We start from the raw sequence: 21,176 nt of genomic DNA on the forward strand, positions 1-21,176 counted from the left end.
AAAGTAACGCCCCCTGTTTCATTCATAAGTAATTAACTCAATTAAGCGCCATTTTTTCCTCAATAGCCGCCTGTGCTGCAGCGAGCCGGGCAATAGGAACTCTAAATGGTGAGCAGCTTACATAATTCATTCCCAAGCGGTGACAAAACTTCACAGACTCTGCATCCCCACCATGTTCACCGCAAATACCCACTTTTAAAGAAGGTTTTACGGAACGACCGCGCTCCACTCCAATTTTTATCAGTTCTCCTACGCCGCTTTGATCTATGGTGACGAATGGGTCGTCTGGTAGCAACTTAAGGTCAAGGTATTTAGGCAGAAAACCGCCAATATCATCCCGGGAGAAGCCAAAGGACATCTGCGTCAAATCGTTGGTTCCAAAGCTGAAGAAATCCGCCTCTTCCGCCATAGAATTTGCCTTAAGGGCAGCTCTAGGGATTTCAATCATAGTACCGAATAAATAAGGAATTTTCTCTAGTTTAAGCTTTTTGCAAACTTGTTTGTATACACGATCCACAATCTCTCGCTGGTGGCGCAGTTCGTGTTTGCCCATGGTGACCGGTACCATTATTTCTGGATTAGCGCTCTTACCTTCCTTGATAAGTTCACCGGTAGCTTCCAGTATCGCACGTACCTGCATTTCAGTAATTTCAGGATAGGAAACACCAAGGCGTACCCCCCTATGACCAAGCATCGGGTTGTTCTCATGCAATGCAAGGACCCTACGGTTTAGTACACTAACTCTAACGCCTAGCTCCTTAGCTAGTTCCTGTAGTTTATTCTTATCGTGAGGGACAAATTCATGCAAAGGAGGATCTAAAAGTCTAATGGTTACTGGATAACCGTGCATAGCTTCCAGGGTAGCTTTGATGTCTTTTTTTACAAATACGGCCAGTTCATCCAGAGCTGCTACACGGTCTTTTTCGCAAGTAGCCATAATCATTTTGCGCAGCAAGAATAACGGAAACTCAGACCCTTCTCCATAAAACATATGCTCGGTTCGGAAAAGTCCGATGCCCTCTGCGCCAAAATAGGCAGCCTGTTGCGCATCTTTTGGTGTATCAGCATTGGTTCTCACACCAAGCCTCTTTTCCTTTTCCACCAACTTCATCAGTGTTTTATAAGATTCGTTTTTGCTGAGATCGGCTGCTTTTAACGGCAGTACCCCTTCGTAAACCAATCCTTTGGTTCCATTAAGAGAAATCCATTCTCCTTCATGGATCCGTTGGCCTTTGGAAGTTATAAGCACTTTATCTTTGGCCAAGATCTCTATTTCGCTACAGCCCACTATACAGCATTTTCCCCAACCTCTAGCTACCAGCGCTGCGTGTGATGTCATACCGCCTTTACTTGTAAGGATGGCTTGTGCCTTGTGCATCCCATCCACATCTTCAGGTGATGTTTCTTCCCTGACTAGGATAACTTTCTCGCCTCTTAACGCCCAATCTGCAGCTTCTTCACTGGTGAACACTACACGACCTATAGCCCCGCCCGGCCCTGCTGGAAGTCCTTTGGCAACCACTTTAGCAAGTTTTTCCGTCTCCGGGTCAATCATAGGCAGTAAAAGTTCAACCAATTGATGCGGTCCCACACGCATGATCGCGGTTTGGGCATCGATCAGTTTTTCCTTATACATATCGGTTGCCATCTTAACAGCCGCTACACCATTGCGTTTTCCTACCCGACATTGCAGCATATACAGATTTCCTTTCTCGATTGTAAACTCTATGTCCTGCATATCCATATAGTGTCTTTCCAGTTTGCGTTGAATAGCATCCAGCTCCTTGTACTGCTCAGGCATTAATTTCTCCAGAGTAGTTAGATGTTTGCTATGGTCGTTCTTGGAAAGGTTATTAATCGGCGCTGGCGTTCTGATACCTGCTACCACATCCTCGCCCTGTGCATTGACAAGATATTCACCATAAAAGTGGTTGTCTCCGTTACCAGGATTGCGCGTAAATGCAACACCAGTACAACTGTCCTCGCCCATATTGCCAAATACCATGGCTTGTACATTGACTGCGGTTCCCCATTGATCTGGAATTCTCTCTATTCTACGGTATTCTATAGCCCGTTTACCGTTCCAGGATGCGAATACAGCACCTACTCCTCCCATGAGCTGTTGCCAAGGGTCTTCCGGGAAGTCCACTTTGAGATGTTTCTTTATTAACGCCTTAAATTCCTTGACAAGTGTTTTCAAATCTGAAGCACTCAGTTCAGTATCCAGTTCAACTCCCCTATCCTTTTTCATCTTCTCCAGCTTCTCATCCATGAGTTTGCGGATTCCAACCCCTTTCACCGGTTCCAAACCGCCAGCCTTCTCAATTACAACATCAGCATACATCATAACCAGCCTGCGGTAGGCATCGTACGAAAAGCGCTCGTCGCCAGATTTTTCAATTAATCCTAGGACAGTCTGATCATTCAGACCTAAATTTAAAACCGTGTCCATCATGCCCGGCATAGATCTTCTAGCCCCTGAACGAACCGAAAGTAACAAAGGATCCTTCTTATCGCCGAATTTCTTGCCCATCAGCTTCTCAATAGATTCTACGGCATTTTGTATTTGTGAATCCAGTACACGAGGATAGGTACGGTCGTTATCATAATAGTATGTACATACTTCCGTAGTTATAGTAAAGCCTGGAGGTACGGGAAGTTTCAAATTCTTGTGTCCAGCCATTTCGGCCAAATTTGCGCCCTTACCTCCTAGGAGGTTTTTCATCGATTCATTACCGTCTGCTTTTCCTCCCCCGAAAAAGTAAACGTACTTTTCATTGCTTTTTGTTTTTGTTGCCATAACTAGGGTGTTTTTTACTGTTTACCAAGTAAAGTTACATACACCTTTCAGCTAAGTTGCTCGTTTTCATATGACTTTAATCACGCGTGACAAAAATCATGAAACAAAAATCCTGACCAAGGCCAGGATTTTAATCTATACGAATGTTAACCTTTAGTAGTTGAATAGCACACTTCCCCAGGTAAAACCACTTCCGAAAGCAGACAGAAGAACTAAATTACCTCGTTGTATCTTTCCTTGTTGTATCGCTTCACTTAACGCAATAGGAATAGACGCTGCTGTAGTGTTTCCGTATTTTTGGATGTTATTGAAAATTTTATCTTCCGGCAGACCTAGCTTTTGTTGCACAAACTGCGCTATTCGTAGATTGGCCTGGTGCGGGATGAACATATCGAGTTCTTGGATGGTTTTACCTGCTGTGTCCAAGGCCTCCGCTATCGTTTCCGGAAAACGTGTCACAGCATGTTTAAACACAAAATTACCATTCATAATCGGATATATCTCTCTGTCAGTTACCGCGTCTGGTTCCAAACGCATACGGTCACTCCAGCCGAATTTGGACCCCGGAAACATGGTACAAAGTTCTTCAGCATGCTTACCTTCCGAATGCATATTAACCGAAAGAATATCTCCTGCGCTTGCATCCTCTGAAGCTGTGAGCACCACTGCTCCTGCACCGTCTCCGAAGATCACACTAACACCCCTACCTTGATCGGAAAAATCCAAGCCAAAAGAATGCACTTCTGCGCCAACTACAAGTATGTTCTTGTAAAGCCCGGATTTAATAAAAGCATTGGCAACACTCATAGCATAAACAAAACCAGAGCACTGGTTTCTCACATCAAGGGCACCTATGGTATCGCAACCTAGCATATCTTGAAGCAGCACACCACAACCGGGAAAATAGTAGTCTGGGGAGAGCGTGGCAAACACTATATAATCGATATCCTCGGGCGTTTTCCCGGCCGATTTAAGTGCTCTGAGGGAAGCCTGATATCCTAAATATGCTGTGGTTTCTTTAGGATCATTTCGGTTTTTTCTATGGTGTCTTTCTTTTATTCCTGTTCGTTCAGTAATCCAGTCGTCGTTTGTCGTCATCAATTTTGCAAGGTCGCCATTGGTAACCACGTTTTCTGGTACGTAATGCCCTGCTCCGCAAATGATGCTTTTTATCATATGTTTTTATAATTTTGACAAAAATAGCCATTTATTTACAATTCCGTTAATATAGCCTTTACTGCCCATGCCTATCAAAAAACTTCTCGACGGACCTGATATTCAGTGGATAGATGTGCTCGATCCTCAACAGGAGGATCTAGACAGATTACATAGCGATTGGGGTATTGAAAAACTTCTTTTGGCCGATACGATAGATACCAACCATCTTCCAAAGTATGAAAAAAGTGGAGAGGTTCACTTTTTTCTCTACAGGCAGGTCTACGAAAGAAAAAAGAAAGAGCTCACCTACCTTAGTGATGTTAGCTCGAAACTAGGAATATTTCTAATGGGAAAAACCCTTATCACCATACACCGCTATGATTTATCCTGCATTGAAAAGAGTTTGGAGCTTCATCACAAACAAGCCTTTACATCCCCTGATGGTATCGTCTTGCATCTAGCAACAGAAATTCTCTTCTCCTACGATCAAGAATCCATCCGTTTAATGGAAATACGCGACCGACTTGAAAACCAGATCTTCTTAAAACACAGGGATTCCTCCAACAAACTCAAAGCACTCTACCAAATAAAAAGAAAGGCCGCGTTAAATACCCGCATACTTCTTTTGTTCTCCGAGATGGTAGAGGCCATGTCTAAGTTGAAGCTAAAAGAGGCAGAGGTTCGCGAACTAAAAGACCGCTACCACGATGCGATTTCCGATTTCGAGCACCTTAATTCAGAGATAATCAATCTTATATCGATGTTTTTGGCTCTTTCGGACCAAAAGGCCAACCAGGTGATGAAAATGTTAGCGATCTACAGTATGTATTTTCTTCCTATTACCTTTGTAGCAGGCGTCTACGGAATGAATTTCACACATATGCCTGAGCTAAGTCATCCGTGGGGCTATGCTGCGGTCTTAGGACTGATTGTACTTCTCGTACTAACTACTTATCTCTATGTTAGAAGTAAGAAATGGTAGATCCTTTATTTTTTTTTCTTATATTTTTCGTTCAGACTCTGCCCACAAAGTGCTAAATTCTTGACTTTTTCCACCCGACGCTGTTTGGTTTGTAATTGCTTTGCTTCAAGAATATAAGAATTGAACTCGTTACGCTTTGCTAGAGAAAATTTTTCAAAGGCCGTGGAAAAATTTATATCGTGACGCAGAACCTGTTCTAGTATTGAATCAAGATCCAGTTCTTTTGGTTCTTCAATCCAGCGCAGTCCCTGCTCTTCTATCTGGATGGCTTCTTGAATATAATTCGCTAATACTATCGGATCAATAGAGCTGTGGGGTAGGAAACGCCATTGCCGCAAAGATTTGGTTTTTTTCTTTTGTGCATTTTGAAGTACTTGCTCAGGATCTGAATGGAAAACGCCATTGTAGAACCATAAGGCAAAATGGTGCTTGAACCCTGCCAGTCCTACGATGTTCCGTCTCATATAAGTATACACAGGAATTCCCCATTTTATAGTTTTTTTTAAAGGAAACTTCTCCAGCACTATTTCAATATCTGCCATCAGTGTGCTCCACTGCTGCGGAGGATTCGTAATATTCTCTTCCATAAATTAAATCTCTTAAAATTAATACCGAAGCACTTTTTCCATCGATTTACCTTTTGAGCGCTCGTCTATGAGTTTATCCATGCAACGAGCCATTCGTACCACTGGATCCGACAGCTCCTCTATGCGGTATCCACAGATCATACCTCTTATCTCCTTGTATTTTTCCTGAGGGCAAGGGGCGTTACGGAAAAAATCTTTCAGGGTGCATTCACTTTGACTCAAGGCATCAATATCCTCTCGCCGGTACCCTGTGAGCCAATGAATGATCGTATAAAGGTCCTCTACCACACCTCCTTTCTTCTGAATTTTTACGACATAATGAGGAAACACCTGAGAGAACTTCAGGTTGTGCATTCGCTGCGTATGCTCCATTATCTGCTGTGGTGAATGGGAAGGCATCAATTGGTTCTACCTTTAAAATTATCCATAGTGCTGTACACTCCAAATACGGAGCGCATCACCCAGTCGAAAGTTGCCAAAGGCAGGATGCCTTGAGAGAGTCTGATAAACCAATAAGGCATAGGCATTGCCAGCATTTTAGTTTTAGCTTCAATTGCCCGCAGTATACGTTCAGAGACTTCTTCAGGTTTTAAGATAGGTAGTACCTTGGAGCGTACCCCCTCAAACATCCCAGTACTAATATAGAAGGGCATAATGGTAGTGACAGAAACATCGTAGTTTAGCTTTTGCATTTCCAGACGAAGTGAATCACTCCATCCAACAACTGCCCACTTACTGGCTGCATATACCGACATTTTAGGATTGGCTATAAGACCTGCTGACGATGCAATATTACAGATTGCTCCATGGTTGCGCTCCATCATTAAAGGGAGAAATTCTAGTGTGGTATGCATTAGTGCGCTGCTGTTTATACCCATACTGCGCTCAATGTCCAAGTGCGAATGCTCGTGAAACATTTTACCTACTACAATTCCTGCATTGTTTATAAGTACATCAATATAACCAAGTTCCCGCAGTATTTTTGCAGAACCTTCAAGGATACTGGAACTCTGCGCAAGGTCAATGGTATGACAGAGTATGGGAATCTGAAAATATGCAAACTCTTGGCGCACTGACTCTAAAGCTTCCCTATTTATATCCCATAAAACGAGCACGGCACACCCTCTTTCCAAAGATTTACGCGCCATTATTTTGCCTAGCCCCGAAGCGCCTCCAGTGATGAGCACATTTTTATTTCTTAGGTCCATTATTTGCTCTTTTCTTATTTTATCTAACTATTTCTCTACATTTACATAAAGCGTACTTAAAGATATGATATTTCAACAGATTCATAAGGAACAACAGGAATTCTTCCATTCACAAAAAACCAAAAGCATAAAATACCGCAAAATGCAACTTGAACTGCTGCGCGATGTTATTAAAAAGCGGGAGAAAGAATTCTACACAGCAATAGACAAAGACTTTGGAAAGTCTGAATTTGACACCTATACAACAGAGATTTCTTTTCTTTACAACGATATCGAATTCTATCTGAAGAATTTAAACAGACTGGCCAAGCCCAAACGGGTTAAAACCAACTTGGCTAATCAGCTGGGAAAAAGCTCTGTAATTAAGGAACCTTTAGGGAATGTACTGGTGATCGGAGCATGGAATTACCCCTATCAACTTACTTTATCCCCCGCGATTGCAGCTATTGCTGCTGGAAATACAGTGATAGTTAAACCCAGCGAAATTGCATCCCATACATCGCGTCTTATGGTGGAACTTATTAATTCTACCTTTTCCAGAGAATTTCTATATGCATTGGAAGGCGACGCCGAGATTACAAGTGCACTTTTAAAGTTAAAATTTGACAAAATATTTTTCACAGGAAGTACCAGAGTAGGGAAGATTATTTACGAGGCGGCGGCTAAACAACTCACTCCGGTAACTCTCGAACTGGGAGGTAAATCGCCGGTAATTGTAAGTGAATATGCCGATGTGGACTTGGCAGCTAAACGCATTGTATGGGGTAAATTCATTAATGGAGGACAGACCTGTGTGGCGCCCGACTATATTCTGGTAGACAAAAAGGTTCAAGGTAAATTTCTAGAGCATCTCCGGCGTTATATAGATACTTTTGCGTACAAAGTAGATAGTCCCCATTACTCACGGATAATCAACGATAAAAATTTTCAACGGTTAGTGGGGCTCATTGATTCAGAGAAAATTTACTGTGGGGGCGGGAGCAACCCCCTCACCCGATTCATAGAGCCTACCGTTCTGTTTCCCGTAGCCTGGGAGGACAAAGTAATGGAAGATGAAATATTCGGACCTATCTTACCTGTACTCTCCTTCCATACCTTTAGCGAGGCGCTCCATGCTATCAGTCAACGGGAAAAACCCTTAGCAGCATACTTATTCAGTAACAATAGTAAGGAAAAGAAGGCCTTTTCGGAACGAATTTCTTTTGGAGGAGGATGCATTAACGAGGTCGTAATGCATCTTAGCAACGAAAACCTACCCTTTGGAGGTGTCGGAAACTCAGGAATGGGTAACTACCATGGGGAATATGGATTTGATACCTTTTCCCATAAAAAGGCAATACTAGATAGGATGACGTGGGGCGAACCTCCACTTCGATATCCACCCTATACAGACAGCAAACTTAATTGGATCAAAAGATTACTCTAAATACCGCTTAGCTAGAAGGGATGTAGGATTGAAGAAATTCACGCACTTTTTCCTTGCTGTATCCCTTTCCTTCCTCCAGAACACTGCTTTCTTGTACACCCTTAAGGCTCCCGTCTGAATTGAGAATAATAAATACCGGATATCCGTATTTCACGCCGGGATTTCCGTAGGATGCAAATACCTCTGCATTTTTATTCTTTGGGGAATAGTTCAGGTGGTAATAAAGAAAGTTGGAGTCCACTATATTTTTAAGTTCCGTACTGCTGAACAGAAATTGATTGAAGCGCAAACACCAGATGCACCAATTGCCGCCAGCCTGCAAAATTATTCTTTTGTTTTCCTTCTGCGCCTGAAGAACTAACTGCTCGATTCGTTTTTTAGCATCCTCAGACTCATTATAGGGCTTCTCAAGGACTGATTTTTCTTTTTCCTGTTGCTCTTGTGCATTAAGTTCCGTTGCGGCAGCAGTACTGCCGCCGTTTGTCGAAACGGAATTTTGACTGTAGATAGCACCACTTACTAAAACAAACAGTAATACTTGTAATGACTTCTTCATTGTTTATATCTATTAGTAGCCAAAAATACGCAAAATCATAGAAAGCGCGTGCTCTTGACTATAAATGCGTAAATTTGCCACTACCAATGAAAGTTGTTGCCTTTTTCATCACCGCAATTTCCCGACTTCCTCTCAGTGTTCTCTACCTGTGTTCGGATATCTTGTTTCTGGTGAATTATTATCTTATTGGATACCGTCGCAAGGTTGTCCGAAGTAATTTAACAGCCGCGTTCCCAACCAAGACAAAATCAGAGATCCAAGATCTGGAGAAAGAGTTCTTTAGGAATTTCTCCGATTACCTAGTAGAAACCATAAAATCATTCACTATTTCTAAGGAAGAACTGAATGTACGCATGCAACATCTTAACCGACATCATTTCGATGAGGCCAAAAAAGAGGGAAAGAATGTTATCATTCTTGCTGGCCATGTATTTAACTGGGAATGGGTCAGTGCACTCGGGCTATTAATTAATCAGGAGCACAGCTATCCAGTATACCGACGGGTTAAAAATAGTTTTTGGAACACTCAGGTAGTAAAGATGCGTAACCGTTTTGCCAATCAATCGGTAGAGGCACAGGACGTTGTTCGGCATATTCTGAGTAATCCCAACGATGGCAATTCCATCTATATGTTTGTTGCCGACCAGTCGCCACATTTTACCCAGGTGATTTCAGGCCTCACATTTTTGAATCAGCCTACCCCTGTCTTTATGGGTTACGATAAGCTTGCCAGTAGGATGGATTTAGCCTTCATCTATTGCGATATGAAGAAGGTCAAGAGAGGATTTTACCAGGTCAATTATACCAGGATTGAACCAGAGCAGACGCGTTTTGTACCTGGTGAGATTGTCGTGAAGTTTCACCAATTACTACAGCATACCATAACGCAGCGCCCGGCCAATTACTTATGGTCACACCGGCGTTGGAAATATTCAGCGCACATAAAAACAATGCTATGATTGGCACCTCCTCCCACCCCCTTACTCTAGCGGTAGTTATCTTAAATTATAATGGAAGGAATTTTCTGGAAAAGTTCCTCCCTGCCGTACTGAAGTACAGTCCAAAAGACTCTGTAGTTGTGGTGGATAACGCAAGCACCGATTCGTCGGTTGCCTTTTTGCATGAATCTTTCCCCGACATTAGAATCGTTCAGAATAAATCCAATAAAGGCTTTGCAGCAGGTTATAACGAAGGTCTTGCGTGTATCTCAGCAGATGTGTACTGTCTTTTAAATTCGGATGTTGAGGTTACACCACACTGGACAGTTGCTCCATTACAGGCACTAGAGAATGATGCGCAAATTGCAGCAGTGCAGCCTAAGATTCGTTCCTACCATGATAAGGACTACTTCGAATTCGCGGGCGCAGCAGGGGGACTTTTAGACCACTTAGGGTATCCCTATTGTAGAGGACGCATATTTGACCAGCTGGAGAAAGATCGAGGACAGTACAATCACAGGGCTGAAATTTTTTGGGCAAGCGGTTGTGCGATGTTTATACGAAGTAAGGATTTTTGGAACGTAGGAGGCTTTGATGAACGTTTCTTTGCACATCAAGAAGAAATTGATTTGTGCTGGAGATTACGTCACAACAATCGACTAGTCATGTATGTGCCAGAATCAATGGTATTTCATGTGGGTGGAGGTACATTAAATAAGCAGAGTCCTTTCAAGACCTATCTCAACTTTAGAAATAACCTTACCATGCTGGTAAAGAACCTTCCCAGTAACAAGGTGCTTCCTATAGTATTTATGCGTTTGTTGTTAGACGGGCTAGCTGCAGTTTATATGGGTTTCAAGGACGGACCTGCCCATTTTCTGGCAGTGCTACGCGCCCATTTTTCCTTTTATCGAATGCTTCCCAAAACACTCAAATTACGTCCTACGTCTGCCTCAAAAGATTATTTTCAGCGTAAATGGGTAGTAAAAGAAATTCTTGCGTCTCGTTCACGAAGAAGACCAAGGAAATAACACTCTATTTATTATCTTTGAAAGCAATCCTATTGCTTAATGGAATTGCGCCCTTTATGCACTATTACTTTTAATCTTATGGAAATACTTATAATTATAGCTCTTGTACTACTCAACGGCATTTTTGCTATGTCGGAAATGGCTCTAGTTTCTTCCCGTAAATTCAAACTAGAGAATATGGGTAAAAAAGGGAGCGCGGGAGCAAAGAAAGCTCTTGAACTCTCAGAGCATCCTACCAAGTTTCTTTCGACTGTTCAGATTGGCATAACCCTAATTGGAATATTGCTTGGGGTATATTCTGGCGAGAACCTAACGAGTGATTTCCAAACCTTTCTAGAGGGATTTGATCTTATTAAACCTTACGCACCAGCATTATCTACCGCCGGAATCGTAATATTTATCACCTACCTTTCCATAGTCCTGGGTGAGCTTCTGCCCAAAAGGATTGGCATAAGTTTTCCGGAAAGTATTATAACAGTGTTATCCAAACCTATGGATATTCTCTCCAAGATAACTTCTCCTTTTGTATGGTTGCTTACCTCTACCAATAATTTACTCTTGAAGTTGATGGGACTCTCAGGAAGGTCAGAGAGCATCATATCGGAAGAAGAAATAAAATCCATTGTTAAGGAGAGTGCTCAGGAGGGTGCCATTGACCATATAGAGCAAAACATTGTTGAAAGGGTCTTTGAACTGGGTGATAGAAAAATAAACACACTCCTTACCCACCGTACCGATATGGCTTTTTTTGACGCAAGCGACTCGTTGGAAAAAATAATTGAAACTATCCGAACGGATAAACACGAGGCATATCCTGTTACAATTAAAAACAATTTAGACCACATCCAAGGCATCGTACTTTTAAAGGATCTTTTCCCTTTGGATGAAAGTAAATCGTTCCGACTAGAAGAGTATATACGACAGCCTGTGTTTTTAAATGAGAACTACTTCGCCTACAGAGCTCTTGAAATCTTTAAGAAAGAAAAAAACCACATCGGTATTGTCATTGACGAATACGGTAATACGGTCGGAATGGTCACGATGGATGATGTCTTGGACGCGATTGTGGGGGATACTGTGAGCCAGGATAACTTTGACTACCGCATTACCCAAAGGGCTGAAAATTCATGGTTAGCGGACGGACAGTATCCCATTGTCGAATTCGTCCGCTATTTTGATTTGGACTATGAATTTGAGAACAGGGAGAATTACACTACGTTGGTGGGACTCTTTATCTCGCATCTGAATCGTGTCCCTGAGGTAGGCGATAAGATTAAAATTGAGAATTTCGAGCTGGAAATCATCGATAAGGACGGTCAGCGGGTGGACAAGATATTAATCACAGCACTCTAATCGGTATGGTGGATTTTTGCGCCATTGACTTCGAAACTGCTACCCATGAACCGAATTCTGCGTGTGAGTTGGGGATCTGTATTGTGGAAAACGGCACAATCACACGCTCTAAGTCTTGGCTTATTAAACCTCCCAGCTTCCCTTATTTTAATCCCCGTATGGTGGAGGTCCATGGAATCACTCCTAATGATGTGCAACATGCACCCTACTTTGATCAGGTCTGGGAAGAAATAAATTCAGAACTGTATGGACACCTTCTCATCGCCCATAACGCCTCCTTTGACATGCGTATCCTAAAAGGAACTTTGGAATACTACGGTCTTTTTGCACCAAGAAATTCCTATCTATGTTCAGTAGGACTTTCAAAGAAATCATGGAGAGGGATGGCTAGCTATGGACTGAAAAATTTATGCACAGTGCATGGTATTAAATTTAACCACCACAGGGCTGAAGACGACGCATACGCCTGCGCGCAGGTAGCATTGTTGGCCTTTGAAAGACTCCTGCTAACTTGTAATGAGGAAGTGTACTCATACTGCAAAAATCAAATCAAGAAATTGTAAGGATTAATTGGCTAGGACGGCAGTCACCAAATCAAAACGTGGCACTTCAACCTGAAACAATTCACCAGACAATAGATTTTTAAAGGTATAGGAACCACTCATATGACCTATGCCGCTACGGAGAACCACATTGGAAAAGTATCCAAAATCTTTAGTAGGAAAAATCTCTGGAGTAAGTCCAATGACTCCGTCTCCCTCAACATGAGAAAAACCATATCCTATATCGTACACAAGCCAACTGCGCTTTATCAACTGCACGGGGGCACCTCCTAGGTTTTCTAGAAAAATATTGTAGCGAAAGACATAGCGATTATCCGATGGATAACTGTTCTTGATATCGTACGAAGGCACAACAGTGACACGAATATTGGAAGTGATTTTGGATTCCATAGCCGGGATTTTAAAAGTCCTATACAAATATGCTGCCTAAAACTACTTTTTGTTTAATTTAAAGTTAAAAATTATAATTTAATCTTAAAGCAATATAAAAAATGGGAATGCATTTGCATTCCCATTCACCTATGGAGTATTCTATTTTTAGAGTTCCAATGCTTTACGCTCATCGCCAGCCATTAGAAATTCTACTGGATTATCAATCGCTTCCTTCACTGCCACAAGGAAACCAACCGACTCTCTGCCGTCAATGATGCGGTGGTCGTAGGATAATGCCACATACATCATAGGACGAATAACAACCTGACCGTCGACTGCAACAGGGCGCTGGATTATATTGTGCATACCTAATATAGCGGATTGCGGAGGGTTAATTATTGGAGTGGATAACATAGAGCCAAATACCCCACCATTAGTAATGGTAAAAGTTCCTCCTGTCATCTCATCTACACTGATATCTCCTTCGCGCACTTTGTCTGCCAATTGCTTTATGCTCGCTTCAACCCCTCTGAAGCTCATCGTTTCTGCATTACGAAGCACAGGCACCATAAGACCTTTCGGACCGGACACCGCCACCGAGATATCACAAAATTCGTAATTCACTTTAAAGTCCCCATCAATGGAAGCATTTACATCAGGGTACATTTGTAAAGCTCTTGTGACCGCCTTGGTGAAGAAAGACATGAATCCTAGTCCAATTCCGTGCTTTGCACTGAATTCTTCCTTGTACTGCTTTCTGATTCTAAATATTTCGGACATGTCCACTTCATTAAAGGTAGTAAGCATGGCCGTCTCGTTCTTTACAGAAACTAAACGAGAAGCCAGTTTTCTACGTAGCATAGAAAGTTTCGTGGTGCTCATTGCACGGGAGCCATTGGCTGCTGCTGTGGCACCAAACGACGGCTGCGCTTTTACTGCGTCCTCCTTTGTGATGCGACCGTCACGTCCTGAACCCTTAACTTGGGCAGAGTCGATACCCTTTTCATCCAACACTTTCTTGGCCGCAGGTGAAGGTGATCCGGTGGCATAACTCGCAGACTGTGCAGGTTCTTCTTTCTTAACTGCTTCTTGTTTTTCAGCACTAGTCTTTTCTGCGACTGGAGGAGTTACTTTTGCTTCGCTGGCTGTAGAAGCTGCAGGCTTTTGCGCATCCAAATCAATCAGACACACCACCTGTCCCACCTGCACCACCTCGCCTTCTTCGGCCTTTAGTGTGATGACACCGCTTTGCTCAGCGGGTAATTCAAGAGTAGCTTTGTCGGAATCCACCTCTGCAATAGGTTGGTCCTTTTCTACATAGTCTCCGTCTTTCACTAACCAGGTTGCGATTTCAACTTCGGTAATAGACTCGCCCGGCGAAGGGACTTTCATTTCTAGAACTGACATATAATATTCTTTAATTTACAGGTTGATTATAATTTAACTAATTACGCCGTGACTGGTCTGGATTCAGGTTCGTCATTGCAGTCGAAAACGCGGTTTATTACAGCCGTTTGGTTTCTTTCAAACATCTTATGGCTTCCAGGAGCCGGAGATCCACTAGGTACCGGTGCTATAACCTCAATCCCTTCATGGCGGAAAGTACGCAGTATGTACGTCCATGCACCCATATTTTCCGGTTCTTCCTGAACCCAAAGAAGCTGGGACCGGTTAGTATACTTAGTAAGAATATGATCCATGGTATCTTGCTGTATTGGATACAGTTGTTCAAGTCGCACCAAGGCTACATCTTCACATCCAAGCAGTTCCTTTTTAGCAAGTAGTTCATAGTAGATTTTTCCGGAACAAAGCACCAGTTTCTCAACTTTGGAAGGATCGGCGCTTGCATCATCTATAATTGGTTGGAACGTACCTTCTGCCAAATCTTCCAGGGTTGAAATGACTTTCGGATGACGTAAAAGGGACTTAGGTGACATTACAATCAAAGGTTTACGGAAACCAAATTTGAGTTGCCTACGTAATATATGGAAAAAGTTCGCCGGAGAAGTGAGATTTGCTATGATCATATTCTCGTTCGCAGCTAATGTTAAGAAGCGTTCCAATCGTGCAGACGAATGTTCGGCACCCTGTCCTTCAAATCCATGCGGAAGTAGCATTACTAGGCCGTCCTGTATTTTCCACTTCTCCTCAGCTGCCACAAGGTACTGATCGATAATAATCTGGGCACCATTGACAAAATCACCAAACTGTGCTTCCCAGACCGTGAGAACATTAGGAGCTGCCATGGCATATCCGTAATCAAACCCTAGAACACCGTACTCGGAGAGGTGCGAATTATAAATATCAAAACGCGAATCACTTACATGACGTAGCGGAATGTACTCTTCTTCATTATCCTCCGTCTTGACCACTGCATGGCGGTGGGAGAAAGTTCCACGTTCTACATCTTCACCTGATATTCTTACGCCGCGTCCTTCCGCAAGGAGGCTGGCATAGGCCAAAAGCTCCCCCATAGCCCAATCCAGAGTGTTGTTGTCCAACATCTTTAGTCGCTGGTCGAAAAGTCTTGTGATCTTATTAATAAATTTCTTCTCCTTAGGCAGACTCGAAATTGCTTTTCCTAGTTCTAAAAGTTTTTGCTTGTCAAAGGAGGTATCTACCGGATCTTGTAGTACACCCCGCTTAGCAAGGGGATAATCTTTCCAATCCTCCTCCATGAAAATATCGAGGGTATTCTTCTCAATTTGTTTGGCTGCATCGAAATCCTCGTCAAGTAAGGCTTTGAATTCCGTTTCCATTTTCTTCAGAATTTCCTCAGAAACGATATTCTCCTGCATTAATTTTTTCTTATATATCTCCCTAGGGTTAGGATGTTTGGAAATTGCCTTATAAAGATTCGGTTGAGTAAAACGAGGCTCATCCCCTTCATTATGCCCGTATTTACGATATCCTAGCAAATCAATGTAAACATCCTTGTGAAATCTTGCTCTGTATTCTGCAGCAAAGCGTATAGCGTGCACTACTGCCTCCACATCATCTGCGTTGACATGCATTACTGGAGAATTAGTGACTTTGGCAATATCGGTGCAGTATATAGAGGATCTAGCATCAAGATAGTTGGTGGTAAAAGATACCTGATTATTTACCACAATATGCACGCTTCCTCCGGTACGGTAACCTTCTAGGCTCATCATCTGCGCCACTTCATAGACAATTCCCTGTCCTGCTATCGCACCGTCGCCGTGAATAACAATAGGAAGCACTTTGGAATAATCACCACTATATCGGTTATCGATTTTTGCCCGGCAGATCCCCATCACCAGAGACGCTACGGTTTCCAGATGCGACGGATTGGGTGTAAGGTTGATAGCTACTTTTTCACCACTGGCCATAGTCACTTTCTTAGAGGAGCCCAAATGGTATTTTACATCGCCAGAAAACACATCTTCCTCAAACTCTTTCCCCTCAAACTCAGAGAATATCTGCTTGTAAGATTTGCCAAATATATTGGTAAGGACATTAAGTCTTCCTCTATGGGCCATACCAAGTACTACTTCATCTACGCCAAGTTGCGACGAACGGGTAATTAATTGGTCAAGTGCCGGGATAAGAGATTCTCCTCCTTCCAGTGAGAACCTTTTCTGTCCTACAAACTTTGTATGCAGGTAATTTTCAAATGCAACAGCCTGATTTAGCTTGTGCAGTATTTCTGTCTTTTCTTCTGAAGAAAGCTTAGCCTGATTTTCATTAACCTGTAGCCACTCACGAATAAATTCTTTTTCCTCCACGCTCTCCATGTGCATATATTCCACACCAATGGAATCGCAATAAATACTTTGAAGATGTGTGATTATTTGCTCCAGTGTAGCAGGACCAGGCATACCGGTCTCAGTAGCACACGAAAAAGTAACTTTAAGATCCGATTGGGATAAGCCAAAATTCTCTACTGCTAAAGTAGGTTCATAGAGTCTACGCTCACGCACTGGGTTGGTCTTTGTGAACAAATGGCCACGAGTACGGTACGCATGTATGAGATCTAAAACTTTAAATTCTTTCTTAATATCCTCTGGAATTTCACCAGTGTACGATTTTTCATCCGCTTTAGGCGCCACTAAGGCGCCAGAATTCTCTGAGTCTCCATAATTTTCTAATGCAAAATCAAATCCCTGAAAAAAAGCCTTCCATGAAGGTTCAAGGGAATCGGGATATTTCAGATACTTCTGATAAAGATCCTCAATAAGCTGAGAATGGGCTGCGTTCAAAAATGAAAATCGATCCATTATTTACAATTTCAATTCGATAAAAATGTTAATCCGCAAATTTACTAAAATTACTTGAGGATATTGAAGGAAAAGCGCTCAAAAAAAGCAATGGTTCAAATAGGTAGTACCCATCATTTGACGTAGGGCAGTGATAGCTTTACCCTAAGTGTCTGACCGTTCACGGGAGGGTCCAAAAATTCCTGCTGGAGGTCCCCTATACGAACTGAATCCGCTTTCGCTTTTTTTACTAGTTTTTCCACTGCACCTTCAATACTTCGTGCATTCCCGCGGTGGAACATGGAATAGACAGAAGAGGACGGCACAGTGCGGTAGGAAAAACTCTGGTCCTTTAATCCTTCACGTTTGCTAACCTCTACGCCATAGTAGTACGAAAGATGGGTTTCGCCTTTACCACCTACGGTATAAAGCATGGTAGGAAACCCTAATTCATCTTCCCGTTTAGCCAAATCCATTGTCGCGTACGCCCAGACTTTATTGTGCTGCACCACAGTACTTTCCATTAAAGTCTCTGGACGGTTTGCACTCGTTGCGCTGACCCCTACAAGCAAGGCTCCTTTCCGCGTTTGGGTAAAAATGGAATCGTAGATGATATTTTGTAATAGAAGATCCTTGTCCACTTTATTTCCTAAGGTGATCGAAAGTCTTTGGGTACTCCGAGTAATTAATGGTTTCATGGAGTCTTCTTCCCACTCTGATGTCATTGTTGAAAAAACCGACTGCTCAGGAATAGTAATGTGCCATTCCAGGTTGGTGTGGGCCGAACCTTTGGGACGCATAATAACGTCCACAACCACAGGTCTTTCCCAACCGTTCTCTAAGAAATGGTACCGTACACTACGGTTCAGATTCTCGTATTTAAGGAGAACTTCCCGAAACATTCCATTTTTTTCATTATAGAATTTTGCATTAGCTCCCATTCCCGTGTACGGTTCAAAGTATGCAGCACTCCAGTCTTTGTCATTCCCTAGTGCCGTGAAATATCCATTCCAGGAGGCAAACTCACGAACATCCCGAAACTGCTGAAAAACTTTATCTACAGAATAGGGTACAGATTGGCTAAAAGTATAGGTTTTTGGCCTGGTGGTAAGCAGTCCTGTTACTACATAAACACCCACTCCAATTACCGAAAGAATTACCAGAAATTTAATCCATCGCATGGAGGCAAAAATACATAAAAAGACGCCCTCTATACAAAGGACGTCCTAATTTTATATTTAAGCAGCACTTACGAAATTTGTGTATTCTCACGGATTACTGCATTTTTTTTAACCACAACAATTCCGTCCTTGATGGAATGGGTTTCAAAATCCCCATCCTGGAGATGCTTCCCTCCTATTATACTTACATGATTTCCGATGCGTGCATTTTTATCGATAATTGCTTTGTCTATATAACAGTATTTTCCTATTCCTAGATTCGGAATTCCTTGACTTTCATTCTCGACCATCTCTTCCGCCTCTTGATAGAAATCCGCTCCCATTATATAGGAATTGATCACCGTGCTTCCTTTGTCTACACGAGTCCTGTTTCCAATCACACTATTTTCTATTTTATCTGCCATAATAATACATCCATCCGCGAATACCGCACGTTGTACATAACTACCCATAATTTTTGAAGGGGGAAGCATCCTTGCCCTTGAGTAGATTGGATTAGAACTGAAGAGATTGAATTTGGGTAAATCCTGTGCTAGATCGATATTTGCTTCGTAAAAGGACTCAATAGTTCCGATATCGGTCCAATACCCGTCGTACTGGAAACTCAAAGTCTTATATCCACGTGCAATTGCATTAGGAATCAGGTCTTTACCAAAGTCATCCCCGGGATCTTCGTCAAAGATGCGCTTTAGGACCTTTTTATTAAACACATAAATGCCCATGGAAGCAAGATATTCCTTGCCTTCTTTTTTACTTTTTTCGGAAACTTCAGATTTCCAGCTCTCCAGCACATCACTGGAAGGTTTTTCAACAAATGATTCAATTTCGCCTTCAGGACTGGCCTTGAGTATTCCAAATCCTGTCGCGTCCTTAGAATTTACCGGAATGGTAGCTATGGTAACATCGCCCTTGTTTGCAATATGGCATTCTATCATTTCACGAAAATCCATCTGGTACAACTGGTCTCCCGATAGAATTAAAACATAGTCGTACTGGTACTTATCCAGATGTTTCATACTTTGGCGTACTGCATCTGCAGTACCCTGATACCATTGGTCACTGTCTACATTCTGTTCTGCCGCAAGTATATCCACAAATCCTTTACTGAAAATATCGAAATGGTAAGAATTTTTAATGTGGGAATTTAAGGAGGCAGAATTAAACTGGGTAAGAACTAAAATTTTATTGTATCCAGAGTTTAGACAATTTGAGATCGGTATATCTACCAAACGGTATTTACCAGCAATCGGAACAGCCGGTTTGGATCTGGAATGTGTCAGGGGAAAGAGACGGCTACCGCGTCCTCCTCCTAGAACAATGGAAATTACGTTGGGTTTCATATTTTGTGTATTTGTTATAGTTTATTTTTCATTCTAATGACTCTCCTTTATATAAATTTAAATATTTATTGGCCGATGCCTGCCAGGAGAAATCAAAGGACATATTGGCTTGTATAAGGGCACCCATCAAATCGGGCTGGTGGTAGATATGCAGTGCACGATGGAGTGCACCCACCGCAGCATCCGCCGTGGCGTATGCAAAATTAATGCCCGCACCTCCTGTGCTTATATCCTCTACAGTATCCTTAAGACCACCCGTATAGCGAACGACTGGAATTGTTCCGTAGCGCATCGCATACATTTGGTTTAGCCCACAAGGTTCCACCCTGGAAGGCATTAGCAGAAAGTCGCTGGAAGCATAGATGTGATGAGATAACTCTTCCTTATACCCCCTATCGAAAGCAAAGTTGGAAAATCGCTGGTTGACTTGTTCTAATTCAAACTCCATTGCGGGATCGCCTGAACCAAGAACAATGACATTCACTCCACCGTAGGTTTGCTGAATGATCTGACTTATAATATCAGGTAACAGGTCTGCACCTTTTTCCAAAGCAAAGCGGCCAATAAATCCTACCAACGGCAACGACTCATTCAATCCATACTGTTTACAGAGCTTGCTTTTATTAAAAGCTTTACCATCGATAACGGACTCACTAGTATAATTGAATGAAAGATAATGATCGGTAGCTGGATCCCACAGAGATGTATCTATACCATTAATAATACCAAAAGCTTTTTGGTGCTCGTGTTGGACGAGCCTTTCAAGCCCCCTGAAATTATGAAAGAGTTCTTCGAGATAACCTTTGGATACCGCATTGAAAGCATGAGTACATTTTAACATTGCTGCGAGCGGATTAATTTTGCCATTCCAATCCAGGAGCCCTAGTACCTGCTGGTTGTCAATCCATGGGAAATAACTGAGCATAGACCATTCCATAGCGCCTTGATATTCGCCATTATGTATGGTCCCAATGGTTCTGACGCCTTTCAAGAAGCGAAATTCATAACAATGCTCCACCATAAAAGGAACTAAACCTGTATGGTAGTCGTGGCAATGCAACACGTCGGGACGGATCTGCATAGCACTTAGCCAGTGTAGAACTCCATGCTGAAACGCCAGGAACTGCTGGCTTTCGTCCCAATATCCGTAAGGATTTTCCCTGTCAAGCAACCCAGGTATCTTTACCAAATAGAGGGGAAACCCTAGTACATGCTGCCTTTCTTTTAGTACCAGGACTTGAAGCATTTGGGCATCCTGGTGTATCCAACCGTCAAAGACCGTTTCGAATTGGTGTTCATGCACAAAACTACGATCGTACCAAGGCATAACAACACTCGACTCTACTCCTTTAATCTGATTTAAATATTTTGGCAGTGCCCCTACCACATCTGCAAGTCCACCCACCTTAGCCACCGGAAAACACTCTGTAGATAAATGTATTATCTTCATATTTAATTTAT

Annotated in this window: 18 protein-coding genes; 6 read left to right on the forward strand and 12 right to left on the reverse strand. The window is 42.4% G+C overall.

Annotated elements, in window-relative coordinates; all coding sequences use genetic code 11:
• Window positions 1-37: 37 nt before the first annotated feature.
• Together ppdK and IC612_RS06355 are read right to left on the reverse strand one after the other, a co-directional pair.
• The gene (gene ppdK, locus IC612_RS06350) at window positions 38-2,800 is read right to left on the reverse strand and encodes a pyruvate, phosphate dikinase (protein ID WP_194739346.1); all 2,763 of its coding nucleotides are present in this window, start codon (window positions 2,798-2,800) and stop codon (window positions 38-40) included.
• A gap of 153 nt (window positions 2,801-2,953) precedes the next feature.
• The gene (locus IC612_RS06355; protein ID WP_194739347.1) at window positions 2,954-3,976 is read right to left on the reverse strand and encodes a beta-ketoacyl-ACP synthase III; all 1,023 of its coding nucleotides are present in this window, start codon (window positions 3,974-3,976) and stop codon (window positions 2,954-2,956) included.
• Window positions 3,977-4,043: 67 nt separating this feature from the next.
• Here IC612_RS06355 and IC612_RS06360 point away from each other — a divergent pair, with 67 nt between their 5' ends.
• Window positions 4,044-4,940, forward strand: coding sequence for a CorA family divalent cation transporter (locus IC612_RS06360; protein ID WP_194739348.1), 897 nt, complete (start codon window positions 4,044-4,046; stop codon window positions 4,938-4,940).
• A gap of 5 nt (window positions 4,941-4,945) precedes the next feature.
• Here the strand turns inward: IC612_RS06360 and IC612_RS06365 are convergent, their stop codons facing one another.
• The 3 genes from IC612_RS06365 to IC612_RS06375 are packed head-to-tail and all read right to left on the reverse strand — an operon-like array spanning window position 4,946 to window position 6,735.
• Window positions 4,946-5,527 (reverse strand): YdeI/OmpD-associated family protein, encoded by a 582-nt coding sequence (locus IC612_RS06365; RefSeq protein WP_194739349.1) that lies wholly within the window; start codon window positions 5,525-5,527, stop codon window positions 4,946-4,948.
• Between the two features lie 18 nt (window positions 5,528-5,545).
• Window positions 5,546-5,926, reverse strand: coding sequence for a DUF2200 family protein (locus IC612_RS06370; RefSeq protein WP_194739350.1), 381 nt, complete (start codon window positions 5,924-5,926; stop codon window positions 5,546-5,548).
• Complete coding sequence (locus IC612_RS06375) at window positions 5,926-6,735, reverse strand: SDR family NAD(P)-dependent oxidoreductase (protein WP_194739351.1); 810 nt, start codon at window positions 6,733-6,735, stop codon at window positions 5,926-5,928. Before IC612_RS06375 ends, IC612_RS06370 begins: the two co-directional genes overlap by 1 nt.
• Window positions 6,736-6,799: 64 nt before the next feature.
• Between IC612_RS06375 and IC612_RS06380 the strand changes: the two genes are divergently transcribed.
• Complete coding sequence (locus tag IC612_RS06380) at window positions 6,800-8,161, forward strand: aldehyde dehydrogenase (protein WP_194739352.1); 1,362 nt, start codon at window positions 6,800-6,802, stop codon at window positions 8,159-8,161.
• Between the two features lie 7 nt (window positions 8,162-8,168).
• Here IC612_RS06380 and IC612_RS06385 read toward each other — a convergent pair whose 3' ends face one another.
• Window positions 8,169-8,717 carry a thioredoxin family protein gene (locus IC612_RS06385; RefSeq protein WP_194739353.1) on the reverse strand — a complete coding sequence of 183 codons (549 nt, stop codon included), beginning with the start codon at window positions 8,715-8,717 and terminating at the stop codon, window positions 8,169-8,171.
• Between the two features lie 86 nt (window positions 8,718-8,803).
• On the opposite strand from IC612_RS06385, the gene IC612_RS06390 reads away from it, so the two are divergent.
• The 4 genes from IC612_RS06390 (at window position 8,804) to IC612_RS06405 (ending at window position 12,602) form a co-directional block, all read left to right on the forward strand.
• Window positions 8,804-9,676, forward strand: coding sequence for a lysophospholipid acyltransferase family protein (locus IC612_RS06390; protein WP_194739354.1), 873 nt, complete (start codon window positions 8,804-8,806; stop codon window positions 9,674-9,676).
• Window positions 9,673-10,686, forward strand: a complete 1,014-nt coding sequence (locus IC612_RS06395; RefSeq protein ID WP_194739355.1) for a glycosyltransferase family 2 protein — start codon at window positions 9,673-9,675, stop codon at window positions 10,684-10,686. The genes IC612_RS06390 and IC612_RS06395 overlap by 4 nt, the downstream gene beginning before the upstream one ends.
• Before the next feature lie 78 nt (window positions 10,687-10,764).
• Window positions 10,765-12,039 (forward strand): hemolysin family protein, encoded by a 1,275-nt coding sequence (locus IC612_RS06400; protein ID WP_194739356.1) that lies wholly within the window; start codon window positions 10,765-10,767, stop codon window positions 12,037-12,039.
• 5 nt (window positions 12,040-12,044) lie between these two features.
• Window positions 12,045-12,602: a 3'-5' exonuclease gene (locus IC612_RS06405; protein WP_228512897.1), complete on the forward strand. Its 558-nt coding sequence runs from the start codon at window positions 12,045-12,047 to the stop codon at window positions 12,600-12,602.
• A 3-nt stretch (window positions 12,603-12,605) separates the two neighbouring features.
• On the opposite strand, the gene apaG is transcribed toward IC612_RS06405, so the two are convergent.
• The 6 genes from apaG to IC612_RS06435 all read right to left on the reverse strand — a co-directional run bounded on the left by apaG (window position 12,606) and on the right by IC612_RS06435 (window position 21,165).
• Window positions 12,606-12,992, reverse strand: coding sequence for a Co2+/Mg2+ efflux protein ApaG (apaG, locus tag IC612_RS06410; protein WP_194739357.1), 387 nt, complete (start codon window positions 12,990-12,992; stop codon window positions 12,606-12,608).
• Between the two features lie 147 nt (window positions 12,993-13,139).
• Complete coding sequence (odhB, locus tag IC612_RS06415) at window positions 13,140-14,381, reverse strand: 2-oxoglutarate dehydrogenase complex dihydrolipoyllysine-residue succinyltransferase (RefSeq protein WP_194739358.1); 1,242 nt, start codon at window positions 14,379-14,381, stop codon at window positions 13,140-13,142.
• Window positions 14,382-14,422: 41 nt separating this feature from the next.
• Complete coding sequence (locus IC612_RS06420; protein WP_194739359.1) at window positions 14,423-17,215, reverse strand: 2-oxoglutarate dehydrogenase E1 component; 2,793 nt, start codon at window positions 17,213-17,215, stop codon at window positions 14,423-14,425.
• A 113-nt stretch (window positions 17,216-17,328) separates the two neighbouring features.
• Window positions 17,329-18,375 (reverse strand): SRPBCC family protein, encoded by a 1,047-nt coding sequence (locus tag IC612_RS06425; RefSeq protein ID WP_194739360.1) that lies wholly within the window; start codon window positions 18,373-18,375, stop codon window positions 17,329-17,331.
• Between the two features lie 68 nt (window positions 18,376-18,443).
• Complete coding sequence (locus IC612_RS06430) at window positions 18,444-19,715, reverse strand: glucose-1-phosphate adenylyltransferase (protein ID WP_194739361.1); 1,272 nt, start codon at window positions 19,713-19,715, stop codon at window positions 18,444-18,446.
• Window positions 19,716-19,743: 28 nt separating this feature from the next.
• Window positions 19,744-21,165 (reverse strand): glycogen synthase, encoded by a 1,422-nt coding sequence (locus tag IC612_RS06435; RefSeq protein ID WP_194739362.1) that lies wholly within the window; start codon window positions 21,163-21,165, stop codon window positions 19,744-19,746.
• Window positions 21,166-21,176 lie beyond the last annotated feature (11 nt).

This window comes from Planobacterium oryzisoli (assembly GCF_015354315.1).
Classification (GTDB): Bacteria; Bacteroidota; Bacteroidia; order Flavobacteriales; family Weeksellaceae; genus Planobacterium_A; species Planobacterium_A oryzisoli.

Excerpts from the sequence above, each read along its gene's own strand:
- IC612_RS06380 (WP_194739352.1), top strand. The coding sequence starts at position 6,800 with ATGATATTTCAACAGATTCATAAGGAACAACAGGAATTCTTCCATTCA.
- IC612_RS06430 (WP_194739361.1), bottom strand. The coding sequence starts at position 19,715 with ATGAAACCCAACGTAATTTCCATTGTTCTAGGAGGAGGACGCGGTAGC.
- IC612_RS06395 (WP_194739355.1), top strand. The coding sequence starts at position 9,673 with ATGATTGGCACCTCCTCCCACCCCCTTACTCTAGCGGTAGTTATCTTA.
- ppdK (WP_194739346.1), bottom strand. The coding sequence starts at position 2,800 with ATGGCAACAAAAACAAAAAGCAATGAAAAGTACGTTTACTTTTTCGGG.
- IC612_RS06405 (WP_228512897.1), top strand. The coding sequence starts at position 12,045 with ATGGTGGATTTTTGCGCCATTGACTTCGAAACTGCTACCCATGAACCG.
- IC612_RS06385 (WP_194739353.1), bottom strand. The coding sequence starts at position 8,717 with ATGAAGAAGTCATTACAAGTATTACTGTTTGTTTTAGTAAGTGGTGCT.
- IC612_RS06370 (WP_194739350.1), bottom strand. The coding sequence starts at position 5,926 with ATGCCTTCCCATTCACCACAGCAGATAATGGAGCATACGCAGCGAATG.
- IC612_RS06365 (WP_194739349.1), bottom strand. The coding sequence starts at position 5,527 with ATGGAAGAGAATATTACGAATCCTCCGCAGCAGTGGAGCACACTGATG.
- IC612_RS06425 (WP_194739360.1), bottom strand. The coding sequence starts at position 18,375 with ATGCGATGGATTAAATTTCTGGTAATTCTTTCGGTAATTGGAGTGGGT.
- IC612_RS06420 (WP_194739359.1), bottom strand. The coding sequence starts at position 17,215 with ATGGATCGATTTTCATTTTTGAACGCAGCCCATTCTCAGCTTATTGAG.
- IC612_RS06355 (WP_194739347.1), bottom strand. The coding sequence starts at position 3,976 with ATGATAAAAAGCATCATTTGCGGAGCAGGGCATTACGTACCAGAAAAC.
- IC612_RS06360 (WP_194739348.1), top strand. The coding sequence starts at position 4,044 with ATGCCTATCAAAAAACTTCTCGACGGACCTGATATTCAGTGGATAGAT.
- IC612_RS06375 (WP_194739351.1), bottom strand. The coding sequence starts at position 6,735 with ATGGACCTAAGAAATAAAAATGTGCTCATCACTGGAGGCGCTTCGGGG.
- odhB (WP_194739358.1), bottom strand. The coding sequence starts at position 14,381 with ATGTCAGTTCTAGAAATGAAAGTCCCTTCGCCGGGCGAGTCTATTACC.
- apaG (WP_194739357.1), bottom strand. The coding sequence starts at position 12,992 with ATGGAATCCAAAATCACTTCCAATATTCGTGTCACTGTTGTGCCTTCG.
- IC612_RS06435 (WP_194739362.1), bottom strand. The coding sequence starts at position 21,165 with ATGAAGATAATACATTTATCTACAGAGTGTTTTCCGGTGGCTAAGGTG.
- IC612_RS06390 (WP_194739354.1), top strand. The coding sequence starts at position 8,804 with ATGAAAGTTGTTGCCTTTTTCATCACCGCAATTTCCCGACTTCCTCTC.
- IC612_RS06400 (WP_194739356.1), top strand. The coding sequence starts at position 10,765 with ATGGAAATACTTATAATTATAGCTCTTGTACTACTCAACGGCATTTTT.